Below are 23,964 nucleotides of genomic sequence, written 5' to 3'. Positions count from 1 at the left end.
GTGTCAGTCGGCGTGCTCCGGCGGCCACACCACGGCGAAGTACTCGAAGACGATGTCCTCGGACTCCGACCACGCCGCACCCCGGGCCGCGCTGGTCCGCTCCCAGTAGCGTCGGTGTTCGCGCTGCCAGCTCTCGAGCGTGCGGTCGTCCTCACCTTCGGCGAACGCGAACGCGGCGTCTGCACTCGCGAACGGTCCGATGCGCAGCGCGGTGCTGCGGATGATGATCCGCGGGGCCCCGGTACTGTCGCACGCGATCCAGTGCGACCCGATCCGCGGTAGCGGGTCCCCGCGGTGCGCGAACTCCGAGACGAGTTCGGCGGTGGCCCGCTTCCGCCCGGTCAGGACGATGTCGAGCAGTTCGTCGGCCAGCCCGGCCGTGTCGCCGAAGTGCTCGACCGTGTAGTCGGCGTCGTCCAGTCCCGCGCCGCCGCGATGCTCGGCATACGCCTGCCACATCGTCCTCGCGGCATCGACGTCGGGGGCGGCGACCGGGCTGGCGGCGTGTGCGGAGTCCATACATCCGATCGTGCCAGACCATCCGACAGACCCGTCGACCATGGCTCAGCGCAGACGGCCTCCAGTGAACGCGTTCGTCGCGGCGAGGACGGTGTCGACGGGTGTGTCGATCGCCACTTCGCCGACCTGGAAACCGAGCTTGCCGAGCGCGGCGAAGGACCTCGGCGGGAGGGTCGTCGAGACGCCCGGAGACTGCGCGGTCAGACCGGGGACGAGGTGGAAGGTCAGGATCCGCCACTTGCCGCGTGAGCGTACCGAGATGCGCTCGATCGCTCCCCACGGGAGGAAGACCTCTCCTTGCGGGATGCTCCCACGAAGGCCGTCGGCGTCGAGCGTCAGTACCGTGCGAGCCACTGACTGCGCTCCACGGACCGTCGCGAACTGCACCACCGCGAACAGCATGAGCCAGGAGATGACGCTGAAGGACAGTCCGGACAGCATGCCGAGGGCGAATCCGCCGGACGTCGTGGTCAGCACGGCGAGGAGCATCCCGAGCACCGGGATCAGTGCCGCTCCGATCAGGGTGAAGACGAACGCCGGGCGGGTCACCCGCTCCGTACGCACCGGGTCGGAGCCGACGACGAGTGGCGGGAAGGACTGCGGTGCACCGTTCATGAGGACAGTATGCCGCTCACCGCGCGGTGAGGCCCGAGCCGTCCGCATCGGCGACGAACGAGGTGGAACCGTAGTCGTCCCCGACACTGAAGGTGATCTGCGGCGGTCCGGCCGAACGGGCGAACGTGGGGCTGTCGACGTCGGTGTCGGTCGACCGGACGACGTATGCGAGCGCGTCACCCACGGGCAGGCCGACCTGCTCTGCGCCGTCCTGCATCAACGCCCAGACGCGGTCGAGCGCGACGTCCGACCAGGAGAACTGCTCAGCCGCCGATTCGGGTTGGATGCTCGCCGCGCCGTCGTTGGTGACCTGGCCATACCGGTACTCCCACCGATCGGTCTTCGTGTCCCCCACGGTGAGCGGCGCCTGGACGATGACGAAATCGGCGGCGACCGTGATCGACACCACACGGTCATGACCGATCGCTTCCTGGAGCGCGCGCTGCGCCTCCGCGAGCGCCCCCGGGCGACGGAGGTCGGGTCGGAGGCGTCCGTCCTCGAGGGCAGCGATCGCCTGCGCGACGGACTGGTGGTACGGCACGACCACGATGGCCGCTGCCGCGATGGCGACGATCGCGAACAGGGCGAAGCGGCCGGGACGACCGGCCCGGCCGACGCCGAGCAACGGTCCGCGTCGCCGTCCGTCGACGATGCGCCGGTGCGGCTCGACGGGGAGGAACGGAACTGATCCGCGTGGCGGCACACGGAGGCGTGACCGCTCCGCCGGAGCGAGCTCGCCGGCGTCGATGAAGGCGACCTCGGGGCCGCCGTCGAGCAGGATCGCGACATCGCGCTCGGTGCCCGGCTGGAACATCGGGATGGCGGTCAGCGGGACGACGGTGCGCATCGTGCTCGCGAACGCCGCTCCGTGAAGCGGCTGGACGGTCAGGTCGAGTTCGCACAGCGGCTGGTCGTTGATCTGGGTGCCGGTCTGACGGAGCGCATCGACGCGGGCGACCCCGAGCCGACGAGCGTCCTTGGCCTGCTGGACGGCCTGAGGCGAAGCACCGACGGCGTTACCCACCGACCGGGCCACGAGCGTGAGCACCGAGGTCATGATGAAGACGGGGAGTGCGACACCGGCGACTGCGTACCCGACGTCGGGCGGACCGACGGTGATCACGATGACGCCGCCGAGCAGAGCACCGAGAGCCGCGAAGGCGATCAGACGAAGCATGCTTTCGACCTTATCGAAGCGCTCGATCCCACCACCGCTGGCGGTTCAGCCGGGTCCATCGCTCGCCGCGGCGAGCAACGGCACGATGACGTCGCTGATCGGCGTGGGGATGCCGTGCACGCTCCCCCGCCGTTGGATCACCGCGTTGCGGACATCCCATTCGAGCGGTTGCCCCTGTTCGCGGTCGGCGAGGATCGACGTCCCGCGGTCGACCGGGGCGGCTCGGAACTGGTCCAGGAGCCGCTGAGGTTCGTCATCGTCCAGCCGCGCACCCTCGGCCCGCGCGACGGCAGCGCACTCCTGCAGGTAGTCGAGCGCCAAGCGGGCGACGTCGTCTCGGCGGTACATGCCGGATCGGCGTCCGGTCAACGCCATGAGTCCGGCGGCGGCGTTCTGCAGGAGCTTGCGCCAGGCGAGGGTCGTGAAATCGGTCGAGACCTCGACGGTGCAGCGGGAGCCGCGCAGCGCGTCCTCGACGACGATGGCGCTGGGTGCCTCCGGCAGGGACAGGCGCGGCGGGCTCAGCAGGGTGACCGGGCCGCCGGGCTCGCGGGTGGCCGGGAACCACACGACCGCGGGGACGACCGTTCCCGCTCGGACGAGTGGCTCCACCATCTCGCGCTGCTCGACGCCGTTCTGCAGGACGCATACGACCGTCTCCGGGCCGCACAGCGCGGCGAGCCAGTCCGCAGCGGCGGCCGTCTGGGTCGCCTTGACCGCCAGGAAGACGAGGTCCGCGGTGCCCGGAGACTCCGCCGGATCGGTGTGGACCGGCCCGGGGACCGTCAGCGTCTCGTCGTCGACCTGGAGCTGGAGTTCCGGCCGTTTCGACCGCCCCGCGATGAACGGGGTCCGTCCCTGTTCGTGGAGCGCTGCCGCGACCACGGTGCCGATCGCGCCCGGCCCGATCACTGCGACGCGGTCGGGTCCCCCGGGCGTCATGCCTCGCTCGATTCGGACAGCGAGTCGATCGTCGCGGCGATGACCGCCTCCGGGAACCGCCGGAGCTGGTCGATGTCCACCCATTCCTCGACGGCGTGCAGTCCGCCACCCGCTGGGCCGCACACGACGGTCGGGATCCCGGCGGCCTGCCAGAGCGCCGACTCCATCCAATATGGCGCGCCGACCGCCGCCGGTGCGGCCTCGACGTCCCGGGAGAGCTCGGCGGCGAGGATCTCGGCGAACCGCGCAGCCGGCCCTTGCGTGTCCGCCTCCCATGCTTCGCGCTGATGGGTCAGTCGCGCTTCCACCCGGAGACCAGGCGTCCTCGCGGCGACCGCGTCGAGCATCGTCTGGACCTCGACGAGGGCGTCCTCAGCGCGTTCACTCGGCAGGATGCGTCGCTCGATGACGAGGGTCGCGTCGGCGGCGATCGTGAACGGAGCACTCCCCGCCCGCACCACCGTCGTGGTGAACGAACCGTGGTCGAGCAACGGGTGGGCCGCTCGCCGATGGAGCTCGTCGTCGGCCCGCTCCACCTCCTGCAGCAGCGCGCCGAGGGCGCGGATCGCATCGACGGCCAGACCGGGCTGTGACGAGTGCGCGGCCGTCCCCTGCAGCGTCACCTCGACGACTGCGTACCCCCGGTGCGCCGCTACGCGGTCCAGCCAGGTGGGCTCGGCGATGAGGCACACGTCCGCCGTCACACCACGAACAGCGAGGTGTCGGAGAACGGCTGCGGCCCCCACGCTCGCGTCTTCTTCATCGGCGACACCGGTGAAGACGACCGTGCCGGGGTGGTCCGCCGCGGCGAGTCGCTCCGCGGCGACGGTCAACCCCGCCAGGCCGGACTTCATGTCGCTGGCGCCGCGCCCGAAGAGCTTGCCGTCCGCGATCCGCGGGTTGAAGGGGTCGACCATGCCCTCGACGCCCACGGTGTCGAGATGGCCGTTGAACACGACCGTCCGACCAGGCTGCGATCCCGCGTGCACGGCCACGACGCTGACGCGGCGAGCGTCCTCCGGCGCGGGCACGAGGTCGACCACGAAGCCGGCGCCCTCGAGTCGCTGCGCGATCACCGCCGCGATCCGTCCTTCACCGGGAGCCCCTGGGACAAGAGTCGGACTGACGGAGTCGATCGAGATGAGCAGGCGGGCGAGCTCGAGCGCGTCGTCGCCGGGGCTGAGGTCGGACATGCCACGACGATAGCGGGACGGCTCGTCACGGAGACGCCTGAAGACCAGAACAGGCGCCCGTCTCCGTGAGGGGACAGACGCCTGAGCGCATCACCGACCACGATGGGCCGCTGATCAGGACTAGCGGTTCTTGACCCGCGTGACCGCGTCGGTGTTCTCCGAACGCGCATTGCCGGCCTTCTTGTCGGCCTTCGCGGTGCGCTTCTCCTTCAGCGTCTTCGCGGGTGCGGTCTTGCCGCCTTCTTTCCGTGCGGACTTCTCGCCCATGGTGTTGCTCCTTTGCGAGCCACGATGGCCCGGTACCGCTGAGAGTACAACCACATGCTGTCCCCGAGTCCAGCGAACCCATCCTTGTTAGCATTCGGGGATGACGAACCCGGCACACATCACCGACGTCCCGATCGGCGGCGACTCGATCCGACTCGGGCAGTTCCTGAAGTTCGCCGGTCTGCTCGACTCCGGCGGCGACGTGAAGGCTGCCATCGCGGACGGCGTGGTGAGCGTCAACGGCGAAGTCGACCTCCGACGTGGTCGCCAGCTCCAGATCGACGACGTCGTCTCGATCGAGGGACGCGCCGTCCGCGTCCGCCCCTGAGAGGAACCCCCGTGAACCCGAGCACACCCCGACCCATCGCCGTCACCGGATCGACCGGTGTGCTCGGCGGCCTGGTGGCGCACGATCTCGCCGCTCGCGGGATCCCGCAGCGTCTGCTGGTGCGCACCCCGGCGAAGGCGCTGCAGCACCCGCAGAGCACCGTGCACCCGTTCAGCTACACGGACCAGGACGCTGCCCGCGCGGCGCTCGAGGGCGTCGACACCCTGTTCATGGTGTCGGCGGCCGAGAGCGCCGACCGGGTCGACCAGCACCGGTCGTTCATCGATGCGGCCTCCGCCGCCGGCGTGCAGCACCTCGTGTACACCTCGTTCGCTGCGGCGGCACCGGATGCCGTGTTCACGCTGGCGCGCGACCACCATGCGACCGAGGAGCACATCCGAGCGTCGGGCATGCGGTGGACGTTCCTGCGCGACGGCTTCTACCTGGACTTCATGGAGGCCCTCGTGGGTGAGGACGGCGTCATCCGCGGGCCGGCCGGGGACGGTCGCGCCTCCTTCGTGGCACGCGCCGACATCGCGCGGACCGCCGCGGCGATCCTCGTCGACCCGGCGTCCCACGCCGGTCGCACCTACGACCTCACCGGACCGGAGGCGCTCTCGATGGCCGAGGTCGCCGCGACGATCAGCCGGGTGCGCGACCGCGAGGTCACCTTCCACGACGAGACGATCGAGGAGGCCTACGCGTCGCGAGCCTCCTACGGCGCACCCGACTGGGAGGTCGACGCCTGGGTGAGCACCTATACAGCCATCGCCAGTGGTGTGATGGCCGAGGTCAGTCCAGCGATCGAGGACGTCACCGGTGTCCCACCGATGGACCTCGAGACCTACCTGCGGGCGAACGCGAACTGAGGACTCCCCCGTCCGACGATCGACCGACCGGGCACGACCGCTCCGCTGGATCACCGGCCGTAGAACCCCAGTTCCCAGTCGACCGCTTCCGTGGGGCTGAGGTCGACGTGCGTCGACTCGGACACGTCGTTGGTCGTGAAGTAGATGGACGTCCCAGGGCTCACGAAGACGCTCGCGAAGTACTCGCCGACAACGTCCAGGTCGACGAAACCGCCCCCGGACAGCGCGGTGCGCTCCATCGTGATGTCCTCAATGAGGTCATGGTGCGCGAACGGCAACCGCACGCCATCGAGCGGTGCGAACCCGTCTTACGGCTCCACAGCGACGCGCTTCCGACGGAACTAGGGCAGATGCCCGAGGTAGGCATCGGGCCTCAGCGAGGAACGTGAGTGGTCGAGCACGGACACCAGCACCGTGCGCAGCGGAGGAACCATGTTGATCACGAGCGCCAGTCACAGCCCGTTCACATCCGTCGAGACGAGACGGTTCATCGAGCAGGAACTCCAGCGGGATCTCGAGCGGGAGCGTCGCCGCCGGGAACGACGACTCGAGGAGCAGGGGCGAATTGCGGAGGCCGCGGCCGACTCCGACGAGGGTGGGACCATGGAGTGGTGAGCCTGCCCACCACCAGCCCGACGATGATCGGGCGCGCCTCCGACCTCAGAGCGCTGCAGGCCGTGTTCGACGCCGTCGCCGCCGGCGAGTCACGCAGTGTGGTCCTGAGCGGCGAGGCCGGTATCGGCAAGACGCGCCTGCTCACCGAGTTCGCGCGGTCGGTCCGGTCGTCGGCGCTCGTCATCAGGGGCCAGTGCGTGGACCTCGGTGACGTCGCCGCGCCCTACGCACCGGTCCTCGGCCTCATGAAGGACCTCGTCGCGCAGCGCGGGCGCGACGCGGTGCTGGAGGCTGCGGGCCCGGGCAAGGCCTCCCTCGCGACGCTGCTGCCGACACTCGGTCCCGATGCGGAGGATCAGCGGGAGGGCGGCGTCGGGCGGCTCCACGAGACCGTCGCCGTGCTGTTCGAAGCGCTCTCCCGCGACCGGCCGGTCGTGGTCGTCGTCGAGGACGTCCACTGGGCAGACGGCGCGACGCTCAGCCTGCTCGCGTTCCTCGTCCGCGCGCTCACCTGCGATCGCGTGATGATCGTGCTCACCTTCCGGAGCGAGGACGTCTCCCGCGGACACCCGTTGCGTGGGTTCCTCGCCGAGCTCGACCGCACGAGGCGCGTCGAGCGGCACAGTCTCGAGCGGTTGAGCCGCAGCGACGTGCTCCGCCAGGCGATCGCCATCCGTGGCACGTCGCTCGACACGGTCTCGATCGACAGCGTGTACGCGCGGAGCGAGGGCGTCCCGTTCTTCGTCGAGGAGCTGCTCGGGCTCGACCAGGACCGCGACGGCGATGGCGACGAGCTCCCGGACACGCTCCGCGAACTCCTGCTCGCACGCTACGAGCGACTCGCGCCCGCGACCCAACAGCTGCTCCGCGTGATCTCGGCCGGTGGCGTCTGCGTCGAGCACGCCCTCCTGGAGCGGGTGTTCACCGGAGACCACGATTCCCTCGACACCGGTGTGCGGGAGGCGATCGGGTCGAACGTCCTCGTCGCTGATGCGACCACGTACGAGTTCCGGCACGCACTGGTCCGGGAGGCGATCCACGACGATCTGCTGCCCGGCGAACGGAGCCGGTTCCATGCGGGGTTCGCCGAGGCACTGGAGGCAGGCGTCGGTGGTGAGCCGGTCGCTGCCGCGGTGTCGCACCACTGGATGCTCGCTCGCGATTTCGGACGGGCCTTCCCCGCGACCGTCCGCGCCATGGAGCAGGCGCACGCGGCATACGCGTACAGCACGGAGTCGCAGCTCGGCGAGCGTCTCCTGGAGATCTGGGACCAGGTCCCCGATGCCGCGGCACTCGTCGGCCGCTCGCGTTCGGAGCTCATGCGACGGACGGCGAGCGCGTTGCGGAACGCCGGCTGGACGGACCGGGCGATCGCCATGGTCGACGAGGTGCTCGCGACGCCCGAGGACCGCGACGACCTCGACCAGGCCAAGCTCCTCCGTGACAAGGCCTTCTACCTCGCCAACCTCGGTCGGCCGGGCTCGGTCGATCTCCTGGAGCAGGCGCTCGACCGGGTCCCGCCAGGCACCCCTGGCGATCTGCGCGGTGTGCTGCTGACGAGTCTCGGCGCGCGGCACATGATCATCGGGCGGCTGGAGCGGGCCATCGAGTACGCCGACGAGGCGGCCCGGGACGCGGCGCGGACCGGTTCGGCGCGGAACGCCTCGGTCGCGGCGAACATCGGCGGCATCGCGCGGATCCACCACGGCGAGCTGGAAGCCGGGCGGGCGCTCCTCGCGACGGCGGAGCCACTGGCCGACGGCGACGGCAGTGCGTTGCTCCGCTACCGGGTGAACGCCTCGGACATGGCGAACCTCCTCGGATCGTACGAGGAGGCGCTCGCGTCGGCATTGGAAGGCGTCGAGCGGGCGAAGGAGCTGGGTGTCGAGCGCAGCTCGGGCCTCATCCTGTCGTCGAACGCGGTCGACCCGCTGGTGGCGCTCGGACGCTGGGACGAAGCGGAGGAGCGTGTGCATCGGGCCCTGGCACTGCAGCCGCCCCTCGCGTTCTCGGTGTACCTCCGCCAGTCGCTGATCCTGCTCACCCTCTGGCGGGGCGACACCGAGAGTGCGGCGACCATGTACCGCCGGTGGCGGAAAGGGATGCTCTCCCTGTCCGGCCTGGAGGTGCAGACGAGGTTCGGTGTCGCCCGCGTCGTGATGCAGGTCGGTTTGGCGGCCGGCGACCTCGCCGGGGCCTGGTCGCCGGCGGGGGTCGGCGTGTTCGAAGCACCGGACCACCGCCCGATGCCGGCGTACGACCTGCCGGCGCTCGCGGACGCGGCACGCGTCCTGGCCCGGGTCCGTGTCGCGCTGGCCACCGGCACACTCGACGTGGAGTCCGGCCCGTTCGCGGGCGTCGACGACGATCAGCTCCGGCAGCTGGAGGAACGCTGGCGGGCGCTGCTCGCCGAGGAGGGGTTCTGGCCGACCGCACCGCTGTGGAGCGCGCTGGTCGACGCCGAACTCGGCGGACCGGACGGCACCGGTGACGACGTCGGCGCGTGGGAGACGGCTCGTGCGATGGCCGAGCGACCGTTCGCACCGGCCGTGCTCGCGCCCTACGCCGCACTCCGGCTCGCGGAGGCGCAGGTGGCCGCCGGCGATCGTGCCGGCGCACAGGACACGCTCGTCGTCGCGGTCGCCGAGGCGACGACGCTCGGTGCCGGCCTCGTGCTCGACGGTGCGCGGGCGTTGGCGGAGCGAGCGTCGCTGAACCTCGACGGCCGCCCCCGAGCGCGTGGCACGAGCGGCTCCATCGAGTTGACCGCCCGGGAGCGCCAGGTGCTGCAGCTCATCGCGGAGGGCCTCAGCAATCGACAGATCGGCGAGCGCCTGTTCATCAGCGCGAAGACCGCGAGCGTCCATGTGTCCGCCATCCTGCGGAAGCTCGGAGCGGCGACCCGGACCGAGGCCGCGATGGTCGCCGGAGCGAGCGGATTGCTCGCGGCGAGCGCCGATCACGCCGACTGAGCCTGACGTCCGCCTGGCGGTGAAGTGGGTCCCGGCCGGAATCGAGGGGAAGCCGGCCGGGAACCCCGACAGGGCGAAAGGGTCCTGTCGGGCATCAGCGTAATCACGGAGCCGGGTGTCGCGTGGCCCGTTGCGCTCTGTGGATAGCCGAGCGCTCCAAACATCTGTACTGATGACCGCATCGTCATCCGGAGCACGCGCGACATCGGTCCGCATCACCGACGAGCCGCACTGGCCGCTATGGTTCTCGGGTGGCGAGAGACGGATCGAGGTCGGCCGGCGGCAGAGCCCGCCGCCGTGGGCAACTCGCCGCCGCGCGTCCCGTCCAGGTCATCTCGATCGCGTTCGGGGCTGCGACCCTCGTCGGCACCCTGCTCCTGATGCTTCCCATCTCGAAGACCGGCCCGGGCGGCGCGAACCTCATCGAGGCGCTGTTCACCGCGACGAGCGCCATCTGTGTCACCGGACACATCATCGTCGACACCCCGGTGTTCTGGACGCCGTTCGGGCACGCCGTCATCCTCACACTCGTCCAGATCGGCGGCATCGGGGTGATGTCGTTCGCGACGCTCCTCGGCCTGCTCGTAGCCCGGCGGTTGGGCCTGCGGACGCGCCTCACCGCGGTCAGCGAGACCCACACGCTCGCGATCGGCGACGTCCGCCGGGTTCTGCGCGGGGTCATCCTCATCGCACTCGGGGTCGAGGTCCTCTGCGCCACCATCCTCGCCTTGCGGTGGATGATCGGTTACGGCTGGGCACCAGGCGACGCGATCTGGTTCGGCGTGTTCCACGCGGTGTCGGCATTCAACAACGCCGGCTTCGCCCTGTTCAGCGACAGCATCATGGGGTACGCGACCGACCCGTGGATCTCCCTGACGATCTGCGCGGCGGTCATCCTCGGCGGGCTCGGCTTCGGTGTGATCCTGGAGCTTCGCCGACGGTTCAGGACGCCATCACGGTGGACGCTCAACACCATGACCGTCGTCGTCGGCACCCTGATCCTTCTCGTCGTCGGCTGCGGCTTCATCACCGCACTGGAGTGGTCGAACCCGGCGACGCTCGGCACCCTCGCCCCGGTCGACCGACTGCTCGCGGGGTTCACCGCCGGCGTCCTCCCCCGCACCGCCGGGTTCAACAACCTCGACGTGAGCCAGATGCACCCGGTGACGTGGCTCGTCACCGACATCCTCATGTTCATCGGCGGTGGCCCGGCGAGCACCGCCGGCGGACTCAAGATCACCACCTTCGCGGTGCTGTTCTTCATCATCGTCACCGAGCTGCGCGGCGGTGCGGCGGTGAACATGTTCGGCAAGCGTCTCCCGCGGTCGACGCACCGGGAGGCCATCACCGTCGCGCTCCTGTCCGTCGGCCTCGTCGTCGGCGCAACGGCCGCGATCATGCTGATGACCGACTACAGCCTCGACCGCGTCCTGTTCGAGGTCATCTCCGCGTACGCGACGGTCGGGCTCTCCACCGGCATCACCGCCTCTCTCCCGGTCGCCGCGCAGCTGATCCTGGTGGTCCTCATGTTCGTCGGCCGCATCGGCCCCATCGCCCTCGGTTCCGCGCTCGCGCTCCGGACCGAGAACCGTCTGTATGAACTCCCGAAGGAGCGTCCGATCATTGGCTAGACCGTTCAGCAACAAGCGTCAGCGTGGCGTCGAGTCCGTCGTCGTCATCGGCCTCGGCCGGTTCGGGCGTGCCCTCGCCGTCGAGCTCGTCGACTCGGGCACCGAGGTCCTCGGGATCGACACGGACGAGGACATCGTCCAGTCGCTCAACGGCGTCCTCACCCACGTGGTGCGTGCCGACACCACCCGTGACGGCGTGTTCGACCAGCTCGGCATCGACGAGTTCGACCGCGTCGTGATCGCCATCGGCACCGACCTGCAGGCGAGCATCCTGACCGCGTCGCTCCTCAAGCGCCGCGGCACCACGAACATCTGGGCGAAGGCCGTCAGCGAGCAGCACGGCCTGATCCTCGAGCAGATCGGGGTCGAGCACGTCGTCTACCCGGAGTCCGACATGGGGCGTCGCGTGGCGCACCTCGTCCGCGGCGGCGGGATGCTCGACTTCCTCGCGGTGGAGAAGGACTTCGTCATGGCCAAGACGACCGCTCCGGCAGAGGTCGTCGGGCAGACGCTGACCGCCGCGCGCATCCGCGACCGGTTCAGCGTGACCGTCGTCGCCGTCCGCCAGGACGACCGGTGGACCTACGCGACCGGCGACACGGTCCTCACCGCCGGCCAGCGGCTCCTCGTCCTCGGCCCGACGGACAAGACGGAGCGGTTCGCAGCGCTGCCGCGGTAGTGGTCGTGGCGGCTGGGCCGGAGACCGATCCGGTGTGCCGGGCCTAGCGGCGGTTGTTCAGCGAGCGCTGCACCGCGCCGACCGCGATGGTGCCGACGATGAGGACGAGGCCGACGATCCCGAGCCAGAACAGGCCCTTCAGCACGAATCCGGCGATGGAGAGGGCCGCCCAGAGGACGAGGAGGACGACGATGACGACGGCGATCTTCTGCACGGGTGAAGTTCCTGTTCCGATGGTGAGGTGACTGACGGGAGCGGATGACGATCCGCTAGGACCGTAGCAGGACGGCATCCGAGCCGGCCTGGTGCCGTCACGGCAGGAGCAGACGACGCAAGCCGGTGCGAGTCTCGGCGTCGACCCACAGGGTGTCGAAGACGCCGTCCGCGTCGGCGACGAAAGCGTGGACGTGCGGCGTCACCTCCGCGAGGAAGGCGTCGACCTGTTCCGGCGTCCACGATGCCTGGCGATCGTGGGTCGGGCCGCCGTGAGGCGCCGTCCCCGCCATCGCGCGCACCGAGTCGGCGTAATCGTCGACGATCGCGTCCTCGGTGACGCCGGCATTGGCGAGGAGCAGCGCGCTGACCAGGCCGGTGCGGTCACGGCCTGCGGCGCAGTGGACCAGGACGCCGGGTTGGGATGAGGCGATCGCCTCGAGAGCGCCGCGGACCAGCTCCGGCAGGATACGCACGTTGTGTTGCCAGTACTCCGGTGAGTCGAGGATCGGGAGGCACACCTCGCGGAACTCCGCACGGGTCTGATCCTCGGTCGGCGCCAGGGTGATCGTGAGGTCCACCGGAGGACGGACGTCCGGGTCCGCCGCGCGTGCACCCGTCTCATCGGCGCTGCGGAGGTCGACGACGGACCGCAGGCCCCACGCCATCGCCGCGTCCCATCCCTCCGCGGTGAGCAGCTCGCGTCGGGGACCCCGCGCCACCATCCCGTGGCGTGTGGCGCCGGTGGACGACCAGGGTGTCGGCAAGCCGCCGAGGTCCCTGACGTTCCGCAGGCCGTCCCAGTCCAGATTCCGCATCCGCCAGAGCGTACCGGACCATGCGGATGGCCGTCCGCTCGGTTACCGTGGATCCGCTGATCAACAGATGAGGACTGACGCCGGTATGGACGACGCACGCGAAGCACGACTCATCGAGACGTTCGTGACGCTCACGGACAGCCTCGTGGACGACTACGACGTCGTCGAGCTCCTGCAGATCCTCGTCGATCGCGCGGTGGAGCTGTTCGACGCCGCGGCCGGTGCGATCCATCTGGCCGACCGGGACGGAACCCTGCGCGTCGTCGCCTCCACGAGCGAGCGCAGCAGCTTCTTCGGGCTCCTCCAGTTGAACGCGGGTGAGGGCCCGTGCATCGCCGCAGTCACCTCGGGCGACCTGGTGACGGTGGAGACGGCTGCCAAGCTCCACGCCTACTGGCCGAGGTTCGCGGAGGCCGCGAACGAGAGCGGGTACATCGGCGTCCATGCGATCCCGTTGCGCCTCCGCGACAACATCGTCGGGTCGCTGAACCTGTTCCGCGAGACCGAGGGGGCCCTCAACGGTGCCGACGCCCGCGCCGCCCAGGCCTTGGCCGATGTCGCGACGATCAGCCTCCTCCAGCAGCGGACGATCGAGAACGCCACGCTCGCCACCGCGCAGCTCCAGCGCGCGCTCGACGGCCGGGTCGCGATCGAACAGGCGAAGGGGTACCTGGCTCGGGCGGCGGGCGTCGACATGGACACGGCGTTCGGCATGATCCGGCAGTACGCCCGGTCCCGGCAGCGACGACTCGGCGATGTCGCGGCCGCGGTCGCACGCGAGGAGGTCCCGCTCGACGAGGTCGTGGCGACGGGCTCACCCGACACCGACGACGACTGATCGCCGCTGCGCACCCACGGTGGGATTCCGGATCGATGCGCCACAACCCACTCCAAACTCAGCCGGAACAAGGCAGGATGGAGGTTCGAACATCACCGAGCACTCTCGAAGGAACACACCCATGGCAGGCCTCAGCCTCTCCAAAGGCAGCAACCTCTCGCTCACGAAGACCAGCCCCGGTCTGACGATCGCCACCGTCGGTCTCGGGTGGGACCCGCGCACGACCGTCGGCGTCGCGTTCGACCTCGACGCCTCCGCGATCCTCGTCGCCGAGAACGGCAAGATCCGCTCCTCCGCCGACTTCATCTTTTACAACCAGATGTCCACCCCCGACGGCTCCGTCGTCCACCTGGGCGACAACCGCACCGGCGAGGGTGACGGCGACGACGAACAGATCACGATCGACCTCCGCACGGTGGAGCCCGACGTCGCGCGCATCGTCATCGCGGTCTCCATCCACGACGCCGACAACCGCCGCCAGAACTTCGGCCAGGTCCGCGACGCCTTCTGCCGGGTCCTCGACCAGGACCAGCAGGAGATCGTCCGCTACGACCTCACCGAGGACGCCTCGCAGGAGACGGCGATGCTCTTCGCGGAGATCTACCGCCACAACGGCGAGTGGAAGTTCCGTGCCGTCGGCCAGGGGTACACCACCGGTCTCGCCGGCATCGCGGGCGACTTCGGCGTCCCGCTCGACTGAGCCGGACACAGGCGCCCGAACGGCCGGCGGTCAGTGACCGCCGGTCAGCTTGCCGGCCAGCCGGCTGTGGATCCGCGTACTCGCGTCGTTCATCCCCTCGATGACGACTCGCTTCCCGCGACGCTCGTACTTCGTGGTGATCGCGTCGAGGGCGGCGACGGTCGACGCGTCCCAGACGTGCGACTGTGAGAGGTCGATGACGATCCGCTCCGGGTCGTCGGCGTAGGCGAACTGGGTCGTCAGGTCGTTACTGGACGCGAAGAACAGCTCTCCGGTGACGGTGTACCGGGCGGTGGGCGTCGCGACCGACAGATCGACCGTACGTTCGACGGTGGCGAGGTGGGCGACCCGCCTCGCGAACACGACCATCGCGGCGATCACACCGACCACGACGCCGATCGCGAGATTGTGCGTCAGGACCACCACGACGACCGTGGCCACCATGACGACGGTCTCACCGAGGGGCATGGCGCGCAGGGTCCTCGGGTTGATGCTGTGCCAGTCGAAGGTCGCGACGGACACCATGATCATCACCGCGACGAGGGCGGCCATGGGGATCACCGCGACCACGTCGCCCAGCGCGACGACCAGGACCAGCAGGAACACCCCGGCGAGGAAGGTCGAGATCCGCGTCCGCGCGCCAGAGGCCTTCACGTTGATCATGGTCTGGCCGATCATCGCGCAGCCACCCATGCCGCCGAAGAACCCGGAAAGCACGTTCGCGATCCCCTGGCCCAGCGACTCGCGGGTCTTGCCCGACGGGGTGTCGGTGACGTCGTCGACGAGTTTGGCCGTCATGAGCGACTCGAGGAGCCCGACCAACGCCATCGCGGCCGCATACGGGGCGATGATCGTGAACGTCTCCAGGGTGAACGGCACGTTGGGGATGAACAGGGTCGGGAGGCTGCGCGGCAGTTCGCCCTGGTCGCCGACCGTCGGCACGTTCAGTCCGGTGACCACGGTCGCCGCGGTGATGAGCACGATCGCGACGAGCGGGGCCGGCACGACACTCGTGAGGCGGGGCATGACGACCATGACCACGATGCCGACCGCGACGAGCGGGTACACGAGCCACGGCACGCCGATGAGGTTCGGGAGCTGGGCGGTGAAGATCAGGATCGCCAGGGAGTTGACGAACCCGACCATGACGCTGCGTGGGATGAAGCGCATGAGCTTCGCGACGCCGAGGAGGCCGAGGACCACCTGGAAGACACCGCCGAGGATGACCGTGGCGATGAAGTAGTCGAGGCCGTGTTCGCGGGCGACCGGGGCGATGACCAGGGCGATCGCTCCCGTGGCCGCTGTGATCATCGCCGGGCGGCCGCCGAGGAAGGCGATCGCCACGGCCATGACGAACGAGGAGAACAGCCCCACCTGCGGGTCGACGCCCGCGATGATCGAGAAGGAGATCGCCTCCGGGATGAGCGCCATGGCGACGACGAGGCCCGCCAGCACCTCCCTGGTGAGGATGCGGGGGCTGCGGAGGGCGGAGAGGACGGTGGCGTCCGGTGCGGCGGGTTTGAGGCCAGTGGCCATGAGTGCTCCTGTCGGAGTCGGGGTCCTCAGCGCGAGGACCGGATGGGAATGTCTGGGTCCGGCGCTGCGGTGCGCACGCCACCGACCGCGCGGGGACGTCACGCGCGGGAGAATGGTGGGGAGATGCGGCCCGATCGGCCGCCATCGATAACTCTACCCTAACGTAAGGGTTGATTTGAAGTGAGGCGACCGTGACGAGCGAACCGACCACCATGCACATCGGCGAACTCGCCGAGCGCACCGGACTCTCGCTCCGCACGCTGCGGCACTACGACGACGTCGGTCTAGTCTCGGCCTCCGCGCGCACCGAGGGCGGATTCCGCTTGTACACGCAGGACGACTACGACCGCCTCATCCTCATCCGGCGCATGAAACCGCTCGGCTTCTCGCTTGAGGAGATGGCCGAGCTCCTCCGGGTGATCGACGCCATGGACACGGCACCCGACGACGACACCCGCGCGATCCTCGACGGCTTCATCACCGACGCGGCCGAGCGCCGCGCCAAGCTACAACAGCAGCTCGCGATGGCGGACGAGTTCGTGTCACTCCTCGAAGCCCGCCGCTGATCAGCAACGATCCCGCCCGAGGTGACGATGGTCACCCCGGACGGGATCGATGCCGTGTCGGCGCGGGCTAGGCGGCGACGCGTCGGCGACGGACGACCAGCCACGCGCCGGCTGCGAGGAACAGCCCGGCCAGGCCGAGGAATCCGACGACCGAGACACCGGTGGTCGACAGCGCACCAGGACCGGAGCCCGCAGCGCCGGGAGTCGCGGCATCCGCAGCCAGGACGGTCAGCGCCGCCTCGGCCGTGATGCCGGAGTCCGCACCCAGCGCCTGCAAGGTGTGTGCACCCGGCACCACCGTAGCGGGCACGGTGAGCGTCGCAACGAACGCACCCGAAGCGTCCGCGACGACGGTCCCGAGGTCGGTCGGGGTGGAGAACAGCGTGAACCGAACCTGCTCCCCCGCGGCGAAGCCGGACCCGGACACCGAGATCGACTCACCCACCCGCACCGACGGCTGGTCGATCGTCAGCGTGCCCTCGGCACCGGGCACCGCGATCCGCTGCGGGCCGACGCTCTCGAGGGTCGGGACGACCGGGTTCATGAGGCCCGTCTCCGGGTCGAACGTCAGCCGGTCGATCGTCGTCTCGCGGTGCTGGCCGTCACCACCCGGGATGGCGAACCGGTGGTAGACGATGTACCAGTCGTCGGTGCCCGGCACGTTGAGGATCGAGCTGTGACCGGTGGCGAGGATGCCGAGTTCGGGCTGCTTCTGCAGGATCACACCGCGGTACGTCCACGGGCCGTCCACACTCGTCGCCGTCGCGTACCCGACCCGGTAGTTCTCCGAACCGGTGTCGTCGATCGAGTACGTCAGGTGGTAGATCCCGTCCCGGTAGTTGACAAAGGCCCCCTCTCGGAAGTCGGTCAGGCCGTCGATGCGCTTGAGCGTGTCGGCCTTGATCGACAGCATGTCGTCCGACAGCTCGGCGTACACCGGCGAGCCGTTGCCCCAGAACAGGTAGCTCTTCCCCGTCACCGGGTCGGTGAACGTGGCCGGGTCGATCGCCTGTCCCGAGGTCACCGCTTCGTCGTTGAGGATCATCGCGTTCGGCTGGGCTGTGAACGGACCGGCCGGGCTGTCCGCGACGGCGACACCGATGGTCTTCCGGTCGACCGAGGGGTTGTGGCCGCTGAAGTAGAAGAAGAACTTCCCGTCCTTCTCCCCGATCGTCGGCGCCCAGGCGTTGCCGGTCGCCCACGGCACGTTCCCGTTCGCGCCGTCGAGCGTGAGGATCGGCTCCGCCGAGCGCTCCCAGTCGACGAGGTCCTTCGACGACCAGACGAAGAACTCCTTGCCACCCCAACCGGCGAAGCCGTCGGTGGTCGCGTAGATGTAGTAGGTGTCGCCCCAGACGAAGACGTTCGGGTCGGCGTAGAGACCGGGGATGACCGGGCTCTTCATCTCGACCGCCCGCATCGTCCACGTCACGGCCTCACCCGAGGTCGGCGTCAACGTCACGGTCACCGGGCTGCTGAGGTCGACGGTGGTCCCCGAGGCGGGGCTCGCCGTGACACCGGCCGCGGTCGTGAACGTCGGGCTCAAGGCGGTGCGGTCCGTTCCCGGTCGCACCGGGAAGACGACCTCGTGGCGGTCGTTGTCGACGATCGGGGCGGTCTTCAGCACGTCCTCCTCGAGGCCGATGTCGGTCAGCGCAGCGGTGTTCCCGGAGCCGGCGAGCACCTCGTCCGCCGAGAGCGCGCGGTTGTAGATCGCGAACTCTCGGAACGCACCCTTCAGGCGGTTGTCGGCATCGTAGTTCGAACGGCCCAGGTAGTTGGCGCTCGTCCACCCGCCGCCGATGTCGCCCGGATCGGACGTCACGGTCCCGGTGCCGACGGCGATGCCGTCGAGGTAGATCGTGGCCGTGGTGCCCTGCACCGTGTACGTCAGTTTCGCCCAGCGACCGCGCGTCAGGTCCTTGCCCTGCGACACCGTCTGCTCCGTGCTCCAGTTGCCGGTCGCGAGGCTCGTCCGATACGCGTTGCCGGTGCTGAACAGGTAGCCGTCGCCGGCGCCACCGGTGGTGTTGCCGAGCCCGTAGATGAAGTACGGGTTGGCCTGCGTCGGGTCGATCCAGACCTCCGCCTCCACCGTGACGTCCTTCACGCCGGCGAGCAGGTCGTCCGGCAGCTTGACGTAGTCGTCGCCGCCGTCCAGCTGCAGCGCACCGTCGGAGAAGCTCGCGCCGCCTTCGACCGTCGCGTCGAGGCCGTTGCCGGACACGTCGTTGAGCGTCGAGCCCGCGGAGCCGGCGAAGTCGTACCGGACGATCTCGCCGTCCTCGTTCGCGGGCACCGGCTCGGGTGCGCCGCCGAGGCTGTCCTCGAGCAGCTGCAGTTCGGCTGCAGTGACGGGGAGCACCGTGCCGTGGCGGGGGCTCGCGGGCAGGTCGTAGTCCTTCGCGACCTGCCAGTCCGGGTTCGCGATGTCCTCGGTCTCGAGCGGGATGTAGCCGCGTCCGCCGTACTCGTCGACGAAGAGGTAGAACTTGTCACCGTTGACGTCGCCCGGGTTGGCGGCGAACGCCGTCGGCCCCTCGACCGCGCTGGTGCCGGCATCGCGACCGATGCAAGTGTCGAGCACCGTCCAGGACTCGAGCGTGGCCCGCAGGTCCGTCGAGGACTCCTGGATGATGTCGGCGCACCCGGTGCCACCGGCACCCTCGTCCTTGGTGAAGCGGTAGTAGGTGTCGCTCGACTTGATCACCGTCGAGTCGATCCGCGAGACACCCTGGTCCTGCCAGACCTGCGGCTCGCTGAACGTCGTGAAGTCGCGGGTGGTCGCGTACATCATGCGGTGGTAGCTGTTCCCGGTGTGGTCCGGGTCGTCGGCGCCGTAGAGCGACGAAGCCCAGAAGACCACGTACGCGCCGATGGTGTCGTCGTAGTACGCCTCGGGTGCCCAGGTGTTGCCGGCGTTCTCCGGTGCGACCTCGATGTGCCGCTGGTCGGACCAGGTCACGAGGTCGTGGGACTCCCACACCTCGAGGTAGTGGCTGCCCTTCCGGACCGAGTCACCCCAGGACGTGCCACTGCCGATCGAGAGGTCGGTGGCGATGAGGTAGAAGGTGTCGCCCTCGGGAGAGCGGATGAGGAACGGGTCGCGCAGCCCCTTCGTCCCCTCGTCCGAGGTGAGGACCGGGCGTCCGGCGTTGAGTTCGTTCCAGTCGAGCGCGTTGTTGCCCTCACTGGCGGCGAAGTAGATGTTCTCGCCGGCGAGCGAGTTGCCGGTGAAGTAGGCGAACGCATAGCCCTCGTAGTCGGGGGCCGCGATCGCGGCGCGGACGGTCGCCGTGAACTCGCGCGTCGCGGTCGCCTCGCCCTGGCTCAGCGTGGCGGTCAGGGTGACGGTGGTGTCCGTGGCGGGCCGCGTCACGACACCGTCGGTGGTGATCACGGTGGTGTCCGACGACGCCCAGGCGATGTCGATCCCCTCGGGGGCTCCCGGCAGGGTCAGATTGCCGCGCACGTCGTCGACGTTCGCGATCGAGAGCGCCGCCGCGGCGGCGTCCAGATCCTCCTGCGCCGTGGGGGCGGCTCGGAAGCTGGACTGGGAGGTCGCTGCCGGGGCGGTCCCCGGCGACACCGCTGCGGCAGCGCCGGAGGCACCGACGAGCGGCAGGATCAGGGCCGCGATGGAGGTCGCGACGACCGTTTTGAGGCGCAGTTGTCTCACGGGAATGGTTCTCCTGGTTCGGCGTCGTTGTCGAGCGGGGTGGAACGGGTGGTGCTGCGGGGGGGGCGGGGGCGGGCGTCAGGTCTTGCGTTTGCGCGAGACCACGAGTCGCTGGAGGAGGACGAAGACGAGCAGGATGCCGCCGGTGATGATGGTCGTCGCCTCCGGCGGGATGCTGCCGTCGCGGGTGATGAGCACGTTCATGAGGCCGAGGACGAGCGCGCCGACGACGGAGCCGAGGACGAAGCCGGCGCCTCCGGTCAGCAGCGTGCCGCCGATGATGACCGCGGCGATGGCGTCGAGCTCCCAGCCGACGCCCGTGATGTTCTGGGCGATGCCGAGCTTCGAGGTGTAGACGACGGCCGCGAGACCGGCCAGCGTGCCGCTGATCACGTAGACCATGAGCTTCGTGCGGACGACGGGCAGCCCCATGAGCAGCGCCGACTGCTCCGAGCCGCCGATCGCGTAGACGGTCCGGCCGAGGCGGGTCTTGTGGAGCACCACGAACGCCGCGGCGACGACGAGCAGGGCGATCAGGACGTTCGGGGTGGTGATGAGGTCGTTGATCTTCGGGCCGTCGATCACCTTCCACTCGGTGGACAGCGAACGGATCGGCGAGTCGTCGGCGAGACGCTCCGGGGTGGTGCTGAGCATCGAGGCGAGACCACGCCCGAGGAACATCATCGCGAGGGTGGCGATGAACGGTTGCACGTTGAAGTACTGCACGAGCACGCCCGAGAACACGCCGAACGCGGAGCCGATCAGGATCATGATCACCATGACCGCGATCGGGTTCCAGCCCGAGTTCGCGAGCATCACCCCGATCAGACTGCTGATGGCGATGATCGCACCGACGGAGAGGTCCACGCCGCCCGTGAGGATCACGAAGGTGAGTCCGACGGCGAGGATGATCAGGTAGGCGTTGTTGATGAGCAGGTTCGAGATCGTGCTGGCCTGGACGATCCGTCCGTAGGCGATCTCGCCGTAGACGACCATGCCGATGAAGATGACGACGGCCGCCAGGGTGGGCAGGGTCTCGAGGTTGGGCGTCAGCCGGGACAGCAGCGAGCGCCGCGGGAGCACCGGAGCGTCGGGTGCCGGTCGGTCGGTGAGGGTGCTCATGCTGACACCGTTTCCTTTCGCGTGGGGACCGACGCCGTGGGCGTCGTCCGGGACTTCCGCCGGGCGAACAGGGCTCTCACGCGCTGTGACTGGAGGAGGCAGATGATCACGATCACGACGGCCTTGAACGCCGGCGTTGCAGAGGAGGGGATGGAGAGGAACACGATCGTCTTGTCGAGGGTCGCGATGAGGAGCGCGCCGATCACGCTGCCGGTGAGGGAGAACTTGCCGCCGGCGAGCGAGGTGCCACCGATGACGACCGCGAGGATGGCGTCCATCTCCGCGTTCAACCCGGTCTTCGCCACCTCGACCGTCATGACGCTGGCGGTGCTGAAGATCCCGGCGACACCCGCGAGGACGGCGCTCACGATGTAGACGGCGATGAGGATGCCGATGGGGCGGATACCCGCCATCCGGGCGGCGCGCGGGTTGATACCGATGGACTCGATCATCAGGCCGAGCGCGGTGCGCCGGACGAGGAAGGCGACGATCGCGACGATGACACCGGCGATGATGAAGACGACGGGGAATCCGAACACGGTGCCGTTGGCGAGCCAGCGGAAGGGCTCGTTCGTGGCGGAGGTGTTCTGCCCTGAGGTGATGACCTTCGCGAGGCCGCGGCCGGCGAGCATCGTGATCAGCGTGGTGATGAACGGCTGTAGGCCGACGATCGAGACGAGCACTCCGTTGACGGTGCCGAGGAAGGCGCTCACGGCGAGCGCGAGCAGCGCTGCGACGATGGCCGAACCGGCGTCGCCGCCGCTCTGGTTGCTCATGAACTCCATCGACACGGCGCCGGAGACGGCCATGACGGAACCGACCGAGAGGTCGATGCCGCGGGTGGCGATCACGAGCGTCATCCCGACCGCGATCATCATGATCGGGGCGCTCGCACGCAGGATGTCGATGGGGTTGCCCGACAGGTTGCCGGTCGTGCCGTTGACGGAGACGCCGAGGTAGCCGGGGTCCTTGACGAGGTTGATGATGAGGAGGAGCAGCAACGTCACGATCGCCCAGATGTAGGGCTGGTGGACGATGGTGCTGACGACGCCGCGGGCTGAGCCCTGGCCGCCGCGTGCGGAGGAACCGGAACGGGCCGGCCCCTGACTGGTGGCGCTCACGTGGCGCTCCCTTCGGTGGCGATCAGGTCGACGATGGTGTCTGCGGTGACTTCGGGTCCGTTGACGATCTCGCCGATCTTACGGTGGTCCTTCAGCACGACGATCCGCTCGCTCAAACGCACGACCTCCTCGAGCTCGGAGGAGATGAACACGACGGACATCCCGTCCTCGGCGAGCGCGGCGATCGCCTCCTGGATCTCGGCCTTGGCGCCGACATCGATGCCGCGGGTCGGCTCGTCGAGCACGATGAGCTGCGGCTTCGTCGCCAACCATCGGCCGAGGAGCACCTTCTGCTGGTTACCACCGGAGAGGTTCTTGATGGGTCGTTCCGGGTCGGAGGGGCGGACGTTGAGTTCGAGCAGGTACTTGTCGCAGAGCTCGTTCTGCTCGCGGCGGGAGAGCGGGCGCGTCCAGCCCCTGCGGGCCTGGACGGCGAGGATGAGGTTCTCCCGCACGGTCAGGTCGCCGATGATGCCTTCGTCGCGTCGGTTCTCCGTGGAGAAGGCGATCTGCTTCGACAGGCCGGCCATGGGCGTGTGGACCTCGGCGGTCGTGCCGTCGATCGTGACCGTGCCGGAGTCGGGACGGTCGGCACCGTAGATGAGCCGACCCAGCTCGGTGCGGCCCGACCCGAGGAGCCCGGCGAGACCGACGACCTCGCCGGCGTGGACCTCGATGTCGACGGGGTCGATCGAGCCCTTCCGCCCGAGGTCCTTGGCGCTGTAGAACGCCGGGGTGTCGGCTGTGGCGGTCCGGCCGCGGTTGGAACCCAGGGCGGCGAGCGCGCCGTAGTCCTTGCCGATCATCTTGGAGATGAGCTCGGTGCGGTTGAGGTCGGCGGTGCGGTACTCCCCGACGAACTCACCGTTGCGGAGCACCGTGAGTCGGTCGCTGATCGCGTAGACCTGGTCGAGGAAGTGGGAGACGAAGAGGATCGCGACGCCCTGGTCGCGCAGTCGGCGCATGACCTGGAAGAGGCCCTCCACCTCGTTGGCGTCGAGGCTGGAGGTCGGCTCGTCGAGGATGAGCACCTTCGACTTGGTGACCATGGCTCGGCTGATCGCGACGAGCTGTTGCAGCGCGAGCGAGATGCTCGAGAGCGGCTGCTTGGGGTCGATGTGCCCGAGGCCGAGCCCGACGAGCGCTTCGTGTGCGGCTTCGTGGGTGCGGCGCCAGTTGATGCCGAAGGGACCGCGGACCTCGTGGCCGAGCATCACGTTCTCGCCGACGGTGAGGTTGTCGCAGAGGTTCACTTCTTGATAGACGGTCGAGATGCCGGCGCTCTGCGCGTCCGCCGTTCCGGAGAAGGAACGGGGGCCTCCGGCGACCAGGATCGTACCGGAGTCGATCTTGTACACACCGGTGAGCGCCTTGATGAGCGTCGACTTGCCGGCGCCGTTCTCGCCCATGAGCGTGTGGACCTCGCCGGGGAAAAGACGGAAGTCCACGTCTTGCAGGGCTTTGACGCCTGGGAACTCGATGGAGATGTGCTGCATCTCGACGATCGGCTCGGTGATTGCCATGTCTGCCTGGTCGTTCTGCCGGTCGATCCGGCGTCGTCGCC

The 23,964-nt window shown here is 69.3% G+C and carries 23 protein-coding genes; 9 read left to right on the top strand and 14 right to left on the bottom strand.

Annotated elements, in window-relative coordinates:
- Positions 1–3 precede the first annotated feature (3 nt).
- The 6 genes from ACQG07_RS09850 to ACQG07_RS09825 form a co-directional block, all read right to left on the bottom strand.
- Positions 4–519: an ASCH domain-containing protein gene (locus tag ACQG07_RS09850; protein WP_191940243.1), complete on the bottom strand. Its 516-nt coding sequence runs from the start codon at positions 517–519 to the stop codon at positions 4–6.
- A 45-nt stretch (positions 520–564) separates the two neighbouring features.
- Positions 565–1,134 carry a hypothetical protein gene (locus tag ACQG07_RS09845; protein ID WP_137242572.1) on the bottom strand — a complete coding sequence of 190 codons (570 nt, stop codon included), beginning with the start codon at positions 1,132–1,134 and terminating at the stop codon, positions 565–567.
- Positions 1,135–1,150: 16 nt separating this feature from the next.
- The gene (locus ACQG07_RS09840) at positions 1,151–2,311 is read right to left on the bottom strand and encodes a hypothetical protein (RefSeq protein ID WP_426738148.1); all 1,161 of its coding nucleotides are present in this window, start codon (positions 2,309–2,311) and stop codon (positions 1,151–1,153) included.
- Between the two features lie 45 nt (positions 2,312–2,356).
- Positions 2,357–3,253: an oxidoreductase gene (locus tag ACQG07_RS09835; RefSeq protein ID WP_426738147.1), complete on the bottom strand. Its 897-nt coding sequence runs from the start codon at positions 3,251–3,253 to the stop codon at positions 2,357–2,359.
- The gene (locus tag ACQG07_RS09830; RefSeq protein WP_426738146.1) at positions 3,250–4,446 is read right to left on the bottom strand and encodes a M20/M25/M40 family metallo-hydrolase; all 1,197 of its coding nucleotides are present in this window, start codon (positions 4,444–4,446) and stop codon (positions 3,250–3,252) included. The genes ACQG07_RS09835 and ACQG07_RS09830 overlap by 4 nt, the downstream gene beginning before the upstream one ends.
- Positions 4,447–4,566: 120 nt before the next feature.
- A complete protein-coding gene (locus ACQG07_RS09825; protein ID WP_157579891.1) occupies positions 4,567–4,713 on the bottom strand; it encodes a hypothetical protein in 147 nt (48 codons plus the stop codon).
- A gap of 100 nt (positions 4,714–4,813) precedes the next feature.
- On the opposite strand from ACQG07_RS09825, the gene ACQG07_RS09820 reads away from it, so the two are divergent.
- Positions 4,814–5,041, top strand: coding sequence for an RNA-binding S4 domain-containing protein (locus ACQG07_RS09820; protein ID WP_124768382.1), 228 nt, complete (start codon positions 4,814–4,816; stop codon positions 5,039–5,041).
- A gap of 11 nt (positions 5,042–5,052) precedes the next feature.
- Complete coding sequence (locus tag ACQG07_RS09815) at positions 5,053–5,910, top strand: SDR family oxidoreductase (protein WP_426738145.1); 858 nt, start codon at positions 5,053–5,055, stop codon at positions 5,908–5,910.
- Positions 5,911–5,960: 50 nt separating this feature from the next.
- Here ACQG07_RS09815 and ACQG07_RS09810 read toward each other — a convergent pair whose 3' ends face one another.
- Positions 5,961–6,149 carry a hypothetical protein gene (locus tag ACQG07_RS09810; RefSeq protein WP_426738144.1) on the bottom strand — a complete coding sequence of 63 codons (189 nt, stop codon included), beginning with the start codon at positions 6,147–6,149 and terminating at the stop codon, positions 5,961–5,963.
- A 193-nt stretch (positions 6,150–6,342) separates the two neighbouring features.
- Between ACQG07_RS09810 and ACQG07_RS09805 the strand changes: the two genes are divergently transcribed.
- The 4 genes from ACQG07_RS09805 to ACQG07_RS09790 all read left to right on the top strand — a co-directional run bounded on the left by ACQG07_RS09805 (position 6,343) and on the right by ACQG07_RS09790 (position 11,807).
- Positions 6,343–6,525 carry a hypothetical protein gene (locus tag ACQG07_RS09805; RefSeq protein ID WP_274499156.1) on the top strand — a complete coding sequence of 61 codons (183 nt, stop codon included), beginning with the start codon at positions 6,343–6,345 and terminating at the stop codon, positions 6,523–6,525.
- Entirely contained in the window at positions 6,522–9,497 is a 2,976-nt protein-coding gene (locus ACQG07_RS09800; RefSeq protein ID WP_426738143.1) for a helix-turn-helix transcriptional regulator, read from the top strand. The genes ACQG07_RS09805 and ACQG07_RS09800 overlap by 4 nt, the downstream gene beginning before the upstream one ends.
- Before the next feature lie 251 nt (positions 9,498–9,748).
- Positions 9,749–11,128: a TrkH family potassium uptake protein gene (locus ACQG07_RS09795; RefSeq protein WP_426738142.1), complete on the top strand. Its 1,380-nt coding sequence runs from the start codon at positions 9,749–9,751 to the stop codon at positions 11,126–11,128.
- Positions 11,121–11,807, top strand: a complete 687-nt coding sequence (locus ACQG07_RS09790) for a potassium channel family protein (RefSeq protein ID WP_240043972.1) — start codon at positions 11,121–11,123, stop codon at positions 11,805–11,807. Before ACQG07_RS09795 ends, ACQG07_RS09790 begins: the two co-directional genes overlap by 8 nt.
- 43 nt (positions 11,808–11,850) lie before the next feature.
- Here ACQG07_RS09790 and ACQG07_RS09785 read toward each other — a convergent pair whose 3' ends face one another.
- Together ACQG07_RS09785 and ACQG07_RS09780 are read right to left on the bottom strand one after the other, a co-directional pair.
- Positions 11,851–12,021: a hypothetical protein gene (locus ACQG07_RS09785; RefSeq protein ID WP_192004800.1), complete on the bottom strand. Its 171-nt coding sequence runs from the start codon at positions 12,019–12,021 to the stop codon at positions 11,851–11,853.
- A gap of 97 nt (positions 12,022–12,118) precedes the next feature.
- Entirely contained in the window at positions 12,119–12,838 is a 720-nt protein-coding gene (locus ACQG07_RS09780; protein WP_124768373.1) for a tyrosine-protein phosphatase, read from the bottom strand.
- An 85-nt stretch (positions 12,839–12,923) separates the two neighbouring features.
- Between ACQG07_RS09780 and ACQG07_RS09775 the strand changes: the two genes are divergently transcribed.
- Together ACQG07_RS09775 and ACQG07_RS09770 are read left to right on the top strand one after the other, a co-directional pair.
- Positions 12,924–13,676, top strand: a complete 753-nt coding sequence (locus ACQG07_RS09775) for a GAF and ANTAR domain-containing protein (protein ID WP_426738141.1) — start codon at positions 12,924–12,926, stop codon at positions 13,674–13,676.
- Between the two features lie 121 nt (positions 13,677–13,797).
- Positions 13,798–14,376, top strand: coding sequence for a TerD family protein (locus ACQG07_RS09770; protein ID WP_079704718.1), 579 nt, complete (start codon positions 13,798–13,800; stop codon positions 14,374–14,376).
- A gap of 30 nt (positions 14,377–14,406) precedes the next feature.
- Here the strand turns inward: ACQG07_RS09770 and ACQG07_RS09765 are convergent, their stop codons facing one another.
- A complete protein-coding gene (locus ACQG07_RS09765; RefSeq protein WP_124768370.1) occupies positions 14,407–15,912 on the bottom strand; it encodes a SulP family inorganic anion transporter in 1,506 nt (501 codons plus the stop codon).
- Positions 15,913–16,124: 212 nt separating this feature from the next.
- Between ACQG07_RS09765 and ACQG07_RS09760 the strand changes: the two genes are divergently transcribed.
- Positions 16,125–16,478 carry a MerR family transcriptional regulator gene (locus ACQG07_RS09760; RefSeq protein WP_121291167.1) on the top strand — a complete coding sequence of 118 codons (354 nt, stop codon included), beginning with the start codon at positions 16,125–16,127 and terminating at the stop codon, positions 16,476–16,478.
- A gap of 67 nt (positions 16,479–16,545) precedes the next feature.
- Here ACQG07_RS09760 and ACQG07_RS09755 read toward each other — a convergent pair whose 3' ends face one another.
- The 4 genes from ACQG07_RS09755 to ACQG07_RS09740 all read right to left on the bottom strand — a co-directional run bounded on the left by ACQG07_RS09755 (position 16,546) and on the right by ACQG07_RS09740 (position 23,923).
- The gene (locus tag ACQG07_RS09755) at positions 16,546–20,157 is read right to left on the bottom strand and encodes a family 43 glycosylhydrolase (RefSeq protein WP_426738140.1); all 3,612 of its coding nucleotides are present in this window, start codon (positions 20,155–20,157) and stop codon (positions 16,546–16,548) included.
- 78 nt (positions 20,158–20,235) lie between these two features.
- On the bottom strand, positions 20,236–21,279 hold the full coding sequence (locus tag ACQG07_RS09750) for an ABC transporter permease (RefSeq protein ID WP_079704715.1): 1,044 nt from the start codon (positions 21,277–21,279) through the stop codon (positions 20,236–20,238).
- A complete protein-coding gene (locus tag ACQG07_RS09745; protein WP_124768368.1) occupies positions 21,276–22,400 on the bottom strand; it encodes an ABC transporter permease in 1,125 nt (374 codons plus the stop codon). The genes ACQG07_RS09750 and ACQG07_RS09745 overlap by 4 nt, the downstream gene beginning before the upstream one ends.
- Complete coding sequence (locus ACQG07_RS09740; protein ID WP_426738139.1) at positions 22,397–23,923, bottom strand: sugar ABC transporter ATP-binding protein; 1,527 nt, start codon at positions 23,921–23,923, stop codon at positions 22,397–22,399. The genes ACQG07_RS09745 and ACQG07_RS09740 overlap by 4 nt, the downstream gene beginning before the upstream one ends.
- Positions 23,924–23,964: the final 41 nt, after the last annotated feature.

It is taken from the genome of Plantibacter sp. 2H11-2 (assembly GCF_050031945.1).
GTDB classification, from domain to species: Bacteria; Actinomycetota; Actinomycetes; order Actinomycetales; family Microbacteriaceae; genus Plantibacter; species Plantibacter auratus.
The sequence above is the reverse complement of the archived record's forward strand: the minus strand, read 5'-3'. Positions and strand labels throughout refer to the sequence as shown.